Consider the following 6,870-nt stretch of genomic DNA (forward strand, 5'->3'; position numbering starts at 1 on the left):
ATGCTGCACACGCCCGCCGTGCGGGCCCGCGAGCACGCCCGGACCGGCCGGCACGCGGAGTACCGCGACGCGGTCGAGGCGGTGTTCGGCGTCCAGGTGCCGCCCGACCCGGCCACCGACGGCGTCCCCGCGCGCGCCCCGCGCCACCGCGCGGACTGACCCGGGCCGCACCGACGCCGCCACCGGGCATGGGCGGTCCCGTTAGCGGCGCCCACCGCGCGCCCGCCCTGAGATGTGCGGCGCATGTGTCCGACGGGGCAGGAGTCGTCTCGTGGGAGCAGTCATCAGTCCCACCGGCCCCGTGCGCCGCACGCCCTGGAGTGGGTCGAGCCTGGAGTGCGTCGAGGGAGCAGCGGGCCCGCGTCGGTCAGCGGTGGGTCGGGAAGCCGAGGTCGACGCCGCCGTGGCTGGGCTCGAGCCAGCGCGTCGTGACGACCTTGCCGCGCGTGAAGAAGTGGACGCCGTCGGCGCCGTGCGCGTGGCTGTCGCCGAAGAGCGACGCCTTCCAGCCGCCGAACGAGTAGTAGGCCATCGGCACGGGGATCGGCACGTTGACGCCGACCATGCCGACCTCGACCTCGACCTCGAAGCGCCGGGCCGCGCCGCCGTCGTTCGTGAAGATCGCGGTGCCGTTGCCGTACGGGTTGGCGTTGATGAGCGCGAGGCCCTCGTCGTAGCTCGCGACGCGGACGACCGAGAGCACGGGGCCGAAGATCTCGTCGGTGTAGATCGACATGTCCGCCCGGACGCGGTCGAACAAGGTCGGCCCGAGCCAGTAGCCGTCCGGGTCGCCGTCGGGCTCGACGAGGCGGCCGTCCACGACGAGGTCCGCCCCGGCGTCGACGCCCGCACCGACGTAGCCGACGACGCGGTCGCGGTGCTCGGCGGTGACGAGCGGGCCCATGTCGCAGCCGCGCCGCCCGTCGCCCGTGCGCAGGTCGCCGATCCGCTTCGCGATCCTGGCGACGAGCGCGTCGGCCACGGGCTCGACCGCGACCACGGCCGAGATCGCCATGCAGCGCTCGCCGGCCGAGCCGAACCCGGCGTTGACCGCGGCGTCGGCGGCGAGGTCGAGGTCGGCGTCGGGCAGCACGAGCATGTGGTTCTTGGCGCCGCCGAGCGCCTGCACGCGCTTGCCGTGCGCCGTCGCGGTCTCGTAGACGTGGCGCGCCACGGGGGTCGAGCCGACGAACGAGACGGCCCGCACGTCGGGGTGCGTGAGCAGGCCGTCGACGGCCTCGCGGTCGCCGTGCAGGACGGTCAGCACGCCGTCCGGCAGGCCGGCCTCGCGCCACAGCCGGGCCATCACCATCGCGGCCGACGGGTCCTTCTCGCTCGGCTTGAGGACGACGGCGTTGCCGGCGGCGATTGCGACCGGCACGAACCACAGCGGGACCATGGCGGGGAAGTTGAACGGCGAGATCACGGCCACGACCCCGAGCGGCTGGCGGACGGAGTGCACGTCGACCCCGGTCGAGACCCCCTCGGAGTGCCCGCCCTTGAGCAGGTGCGGGATGCCGCACGCGAACTCGACCACCTCGAGCCCGCGCTGCACCTCGCCGGCCGCGTCGGCGAGCACCTTGCCGTGCTCCGCCGTGATGACGGCGGCCAGCTCCTCGGTGTGCGTCGCGAGGAGGTGCCGGAACGCGAACAGGACGCGCGTCCGGGTGCTCAGCGACGACCGGCGCCACTCCGACGCCGCCGCGGCGGCGCGCGCGACGGCCAGGTCGACCGTCGCCCGGTCCGCGAGCGCCACCCGACCCGACTCCCGACCGGTCGCCGGGTCGTGCACGGGCGCGGTACGCGTCGGCGCGGCCGCCCACTCCGCTCCATCGATCCAGTGGTTGACCAGCGTCATGACCCGCAGTATCGGTGGTCGCACCGCGGCATGGCTACGGTTTCGCTCGCCCGAGCGGCGACCAGCGACGCGGGGGTGAGCACGTCCGGTCTCCCGGACCTGCTCGCCGACCTGCGACCATCGGCGCGTGACCGATCACCTGCCGCTGGCCGCACTCCTCCCGCAGGGCCGGGGCGCGCTCCTCGGCATCCCGAGCCCCGACCCGGCCCTCGCCTCGTTCTCCCTGGGTCCGTTGACCCTCCGGACGTACGCCCTGTGCCTCCTGGTCGGGATCGTGGCCGCGGTGTGGCTCACCTCGCGTCGCCTGACCGCGCGGGGCGGCCACGAGGGCGCGGTCCTGGACATCGTGATGTGGGCGGTGCCGTTCGGCATCGTCGGCGCCCGGATCTACCACGTGCTCACCCACATCGGGGACTACGTCGGCGCAGGCAAGGACCCGCTGAGCGTCCTGTACGTATGGGAGGGCGGCATCGCGATCCTCGGGTCGCTGCTCGGCGGGGCGGTGGGCGCGTACATCGGGTGCCGCCGCGCCGGGATCCGCTTCTGGTCGTTCGCCGACGCGCTCGCGCCCGCGATGCTCCTGGCGCAGGCGATCGGGCGCCTCGGCAACTGGTTCAACCACGAGCTCTTCGGCAGCCCGACGACACTGCCCTGGGGGCTCGAGATCCCCGCGAGCAACCCCGCGTTCCCGGCGGACCTGCCCGTGGGCACGCTCTTCCACCCGCTGTTCCTCTACGAGATGCTCTGGAACCTGCTCGGCGTCGCGGTGGTCCTCGTGCTGGAGCGGCGCTTCCGGCTCCGCTGGGGCCGGGCGTTCGGGCTGTATCTCGTCTGGTACGGCGCTGCCCGCGTCTGGCTCGAGATGCTGCGGATCGACCCGACGAGCGTCGCCCCGCTCGGCCTGCCGGCCAACGTCTGGGGCGCCCTGGCCGCGGTCGCGCTCGGTGTCGCGATCATCGTGGTCCGCGGGCGGCAGCACCCGGAGCCGGAGACGTCCGTGCACGTCCCGGGCCGCGAGCCCGTCCCGGCGACGACCTCGGCGGAGCCGACCTAGTCTTGTCGACCGTGGGCCGGACCAGGGACGAGAGCGCCGACGACGCCCTCGTGCACGGGGCGCCGCGCCTGCCGTCGTGGCTCGTGCCCAGACCGCGACTCGTCGCCGCGCTCGACGACGGTGCGCCGCTCACCGTGGTGCGCGCGCCCGCGGGTGGCGGGAAGACGGTCCTGCTCGCCGAGTGGGCGTGGACGTCGTCCGCCGCCCCCCGCCGCGCGTGGGTCGACGTCGACTCGGGCCGGGTCGCGCGGACGGCCTTGTGGGCGCACGTGGTCGAGGTGCTCGACGACGCGGGCTGGGTGCAGCCCGAGCACGTCCTCGCGCACGGCGTCGAGGCGCTGCGCGAGACGCGTGACCTGCCGGCGCTCATGCGCCGGGCGCTCGGCCAGCTCGGACCGCTCGTGCTCGTCGTCGACGGTGCCGACCGGCTCGAGGCGTCGACCGCCTCGGACCTCGTGGCGCTCGCCGCGACGCTGCCCGGGCTGCGCGTGGTCGTCGCCGTGCGTGGTGGCGACACCTTCGAGTCGCCCGACGTGCGGCTGCAGGTCGACGTGACAGTGGTGCCCGACGACGCGCTCGCCCTCGACGTGGCCGAGACGGCCGCGATGCTCGACGTCCCGCCGGACGAGGCGCGCGCGGTGCACCGCGCGACGGGCGGGCTGCCCCTCGCGACGCGCGTCGTCCAGCTCGCGCGGACGACGGCGGACCTCGGTGACCCGACCGCGGCCCTGTCCCGGCTGGTCGCCTCGCTCATGTCGGCCCTCGACCCCGGCACGCAGCAGCTCGTGCGCCTCACCGCGGCGGCGGACTCGCTGACCCACGAGCTCGCCGCCGAGCTGACGGGCGACGCGGGGGCCGGGGACCTGCTGGACACCGTGGCCGAGCGCGGCCTCGGCACGTGGTCGGGCGGCGACGGCGGTGCCGTGTTCCGGTACACGACCGTGGTGCGCCACGTGGTCCGGCAGGCGATGCGCACGGCGGACCCCCAGGGGTACGCCGAGGTGCGTCGCCGCGTCGCCCTCTGGTGCCACGACCACCGGCGGCCGCTCGAGGCGCTCGAGGCCGCGGTGGACGCCGACGACCTCGACCTGGTCTCCGCGGTCATCGCCCGGCACTGGTACGACCTCATGAGCCTGCACGCGGGGCAGGTGCGGCCCGTGCTGAGCACCGTGGCGGTGCACCGCCTGCGCCGTCACCCCTTCGCGCTCTTCTACCTCGCGATCACGGAGAACGCCGACCGGCACCGGCGCCGACAGGCCGCGGCACTCTTCGGCCTCGCGGTCGCCGCCGCCCGCCTGCACCGGTCGCGCGCCTCGGCGGCGGACCAGGTCCGGCTCCGGCTCGTCGAGCTCGTGGCACTGCGGCTCACCGGGCAGCGGCGCGCCCTGCTGCACGCCGCCCGGGCGCTCGCGCGGCTCGTCGCGGAGCTCCCGCTCGCCGACCGCACCGAGCTGCGCGACCTGCTGCCCGTCGCCCACGCGCAGATCGGCCTGGCCTTCCTGTACACGGCCCGGTACGACGACGCCGTCGCCCAGTTCCAGCTGGGCCTCAGCGCGGCCCCTCAGCCGACGGCGGGCCTGCACAACCTCGCGTGCCTCGCCGGCACGCACGCGCTGGTCGGCGACGTGGGGCGTGCCCGGACGCTCGTCGCGGACGCGCGCGGGCGGACGTGGCCCGAGGGCTGGCGGGACGGCTACATGGGCTCCATGTACCGGCTCGCGGAGGCGTGCCTGGCGCTCGAGGACCTCGACGCCGAGCGCGCGCAGGAGCACCTCGACGCCTTCGCGCCGCACGTCGAGACGATCGAGCACTGGCCGCTCGTCGCGCGCGTGCAGGCGATCACCGACCTCGTGGCGGGCCGCCCGGACGCCGCGCTCGAGCGGTTCGACGCGACCCGCCGCCTGCAGGCCGAGCGCCGGTCGACGACGCCGCTGCGCGCGCAGGAGCTCGACGTGACGCGCTCGCTGCTGCTCGTCGCCGCGGGTCAGGTGCACACCGCGCTGAGCGGTCCGGCCGAGACCGCGGGGGACCCGGCCACGGCCGTCGCGCTCGCGCGTGCCCAGCTCGTCGGCGGGCTGCCGGACAAGGCGCTCGCGACGCTCGCCCGGGTCGCCGACCGGCCCGCCACGCGGGTCCGGACGCGCGCCGAGCACGCCGTCCTGGAGGCCGCCGTCCTCGCGGAGCTCGGGCGCGAGCAGGATGCGGCGGACGCCCTGGCGCGCGCCGCCGCGCTCCTCGAGGTGCACGGGCTCCGGCTGCCGCTCGTGCTCGTGCGCGAGCGGGACCGCCGCGCGTTCGACCGCCTCGCCCGGGACCACGGGCTCGCCACGGCGTCACGGGTGCTCTCGGGCGGCCCGTTCCCGGACGTCGTCCCGGACAGCGCCGGCGTCCCCCTCCTGACGCCGCGCGAGCGCGTCGTGCTCGAGGCGCTCACCCGGACCGGGTCGGCGAGCGACATCGCGGGAGACCTGCAGGTCTCGACGCACACGGTGAAGTCGCAGCTGCGCACGCTGTACCGCAAGCTCGGCGCGAACTCGCGCGAGACGGCCCTCGCCGCTGCCCGGCGCCTCGGCGCGCTGCCCGTCGGCCCGGACGGCGACGGCGGCCCCGTCGCTGCGGCCGAGGGCCGGGGCGACGAGCACGCATGACGTCCGGCGCGGCGCCGTCCACCGACGCGAGCACCCCGAGCGGGCGAACGGCAGGCCTGCGCCGCCTCGTGCCGTCGCTCTCGGCGGTGGGCCTCGCGCTCGCGGCGACGTACGCGGCCGTGCTCGTGGTGCTGCTGCCCGGGCAGGTCGCGGCCGTCGACCCCGACGCCAAGGTGGCCAACCTCGCCGTCGTGACGACGACGTCGTTCGCGCTGACGCTGCTGGCGCAGCCGCTGATCGGGACGCTGAGCGACCGGACGGGGGGCAGGTTCGGCCGCCGGTCGCCGTGGATGCTGGGCTGCGGGGCGGTCGCCGCTGCGCTGCTCGTCGCGCTCGGGGCGGCGCAGACCCTGCCCGCGCTCGTGGTGCTGTGGGCCTTCGCGCAGTTCAGCCTCAACGGCGTGGACGTCGCGGCGGCCGCCGCGGTGCCCGACCAGGTGCCGCCCGAGCGGCGGGGAACGGTGTTCGCGGTGCTGGGCTTCGCGGCCGTCCTGGGCGGTGCGGTGGGCGTCGTGACGGCGGGCGGTCGCGGCGACCGGCCGGACGACGTCTACACCGTCCTCGCCGTCGCCGTGCTCGCGGCGGTCCTCGCCTACGTCGCGCTCGACCGGGACCGCCCGCATTTCCGACCCGGCGGTCCGCCGACCCTCGCGGGGCGGAGCGCGCCACGTGAGCGGTGGACGACCGCGGCGCGACGCGCGGCCGACGCCGTCCGGCGCGAGCCGGCGTTCACGCGCGGCTTCGTCGCGCGCCTGCTGTTCGTGCTGGCGTACCAGCTCGTCTACACGTTCCAGCTCTACGTGCTGGTCGACCACGTCGGCGTGCCCGAGGAGCGGGCCGACGCCGTGCTCGTGCTGCTCACGGTCGGCACGCTCGTCGCCATCCTCGTCGGCGCGGTCGTCTGCGGGTGGTGGAGCGACCGCATCGGCGACCGCCGCGTGTTCCTGGCCGCTGCGTCGGGGCTGCTCGCCGTCGCGCTCCTCGTCCCGCTCCTCGTGCCGACCGTGGCGGGGATGGCGGTGTTCGCGGGCCTCAAGGGCCTGGCGTTCGGTGCCTTCACCGCGTGCGGCACGGCGCTCGCGACCGAGGCGATGCCGCAGGGCTCGGCGACCGCGGGGCGCGACCTGGGCGTCTACAACGTGGCGACGAACGTGCCGCAGACCCTCGCGCCCGCACTCGCGGCCGCGCTCGTCGGGACCGCCGGCTACCCCGCGCTCTTCGTGACCGCGGTGGCCGTGGCGTGCGCGGCCGTCTGGGTCAGCGTGCGGATCCCCGCACCGACGCGGGGGACGGGCGGGTCGCCCGTCCCC

Annotated in this window: 4 protein-coding genes; 3 read left to right on the top strand and 1 reads right to left on the bottom strand. The window is 76.2% G+C overall.

All coding sequences use genetic code 11. The annotated features are described in order from the left end of the window. Positions 1-367: 367 nt before the first annotated feature. Positions 368-1,858 carry a CoA-acylating methylmalonate-semialdehyde dehydrogenase gene (locus ICW40_RS18785; protein ID WP_221655520.1) on the bottom strand — a complete coding sequence of 497 codons (1,491 nt, stop codon included), beginning with the start codon at positions 1,856-1,858 and terminating at the stop codon, positions 368-370. 127 nt (positions 1,859-1,985) lie between these two features. On the opposite strand from ICW40_RS18785, the gene lgt reads away from it, so the two are divergent. From lgt to ICW40_RS18800, 3 genes are all read left to right on the top strand, one after another. Beyond that, on the top strand, positions 1,986-2,912 hold the full coding sequence (gene lgt / locus ICW40_RS18790; RefSeq protein WP_308121911.1) for a prolipoprotein diacylglyceryl transferase: 927 nt from the start codon (positions 1,986-1,988) through the stop codon (positions 2,910-2,912). Between the two features lie 11 nt (positions 2,913-2,923). Further along, positions 2,924-5,560 (top strand): helix-turn-helix transcriptional regulator, encoded by a 2,637-nt coding sequence (locus tag ICW40_RS21675; RefSeq protein WP_221655521.1) that lies wholly within the window; start codon positions 2,924-2,926, stop codon positions 5,558-5,560. Beyond that, on the top strand, positions 5,557-6,870 hold a 1,314-nt coding region (locus ICW40_RS18800), incomplete at its 3' end, for an MFS transporter (RefSeq protein ID WP_221655522.1). The genes ICW40_RS21675 and ICW40_RS18800, both read left to right, overlap by 4 nt.

The sequence above is a fragment of the Actinotalea ferrariae genome, from assembly GCF_019733465.1.
In the GTDB taxonomy this organism is placed as follows: domain Bacteria; phylum Actinomycetota; class Actinomycetes; order Actinomycetales; family Cellulomonadaceae; genus Actinotalea; species Actinotalea ferrariae_A.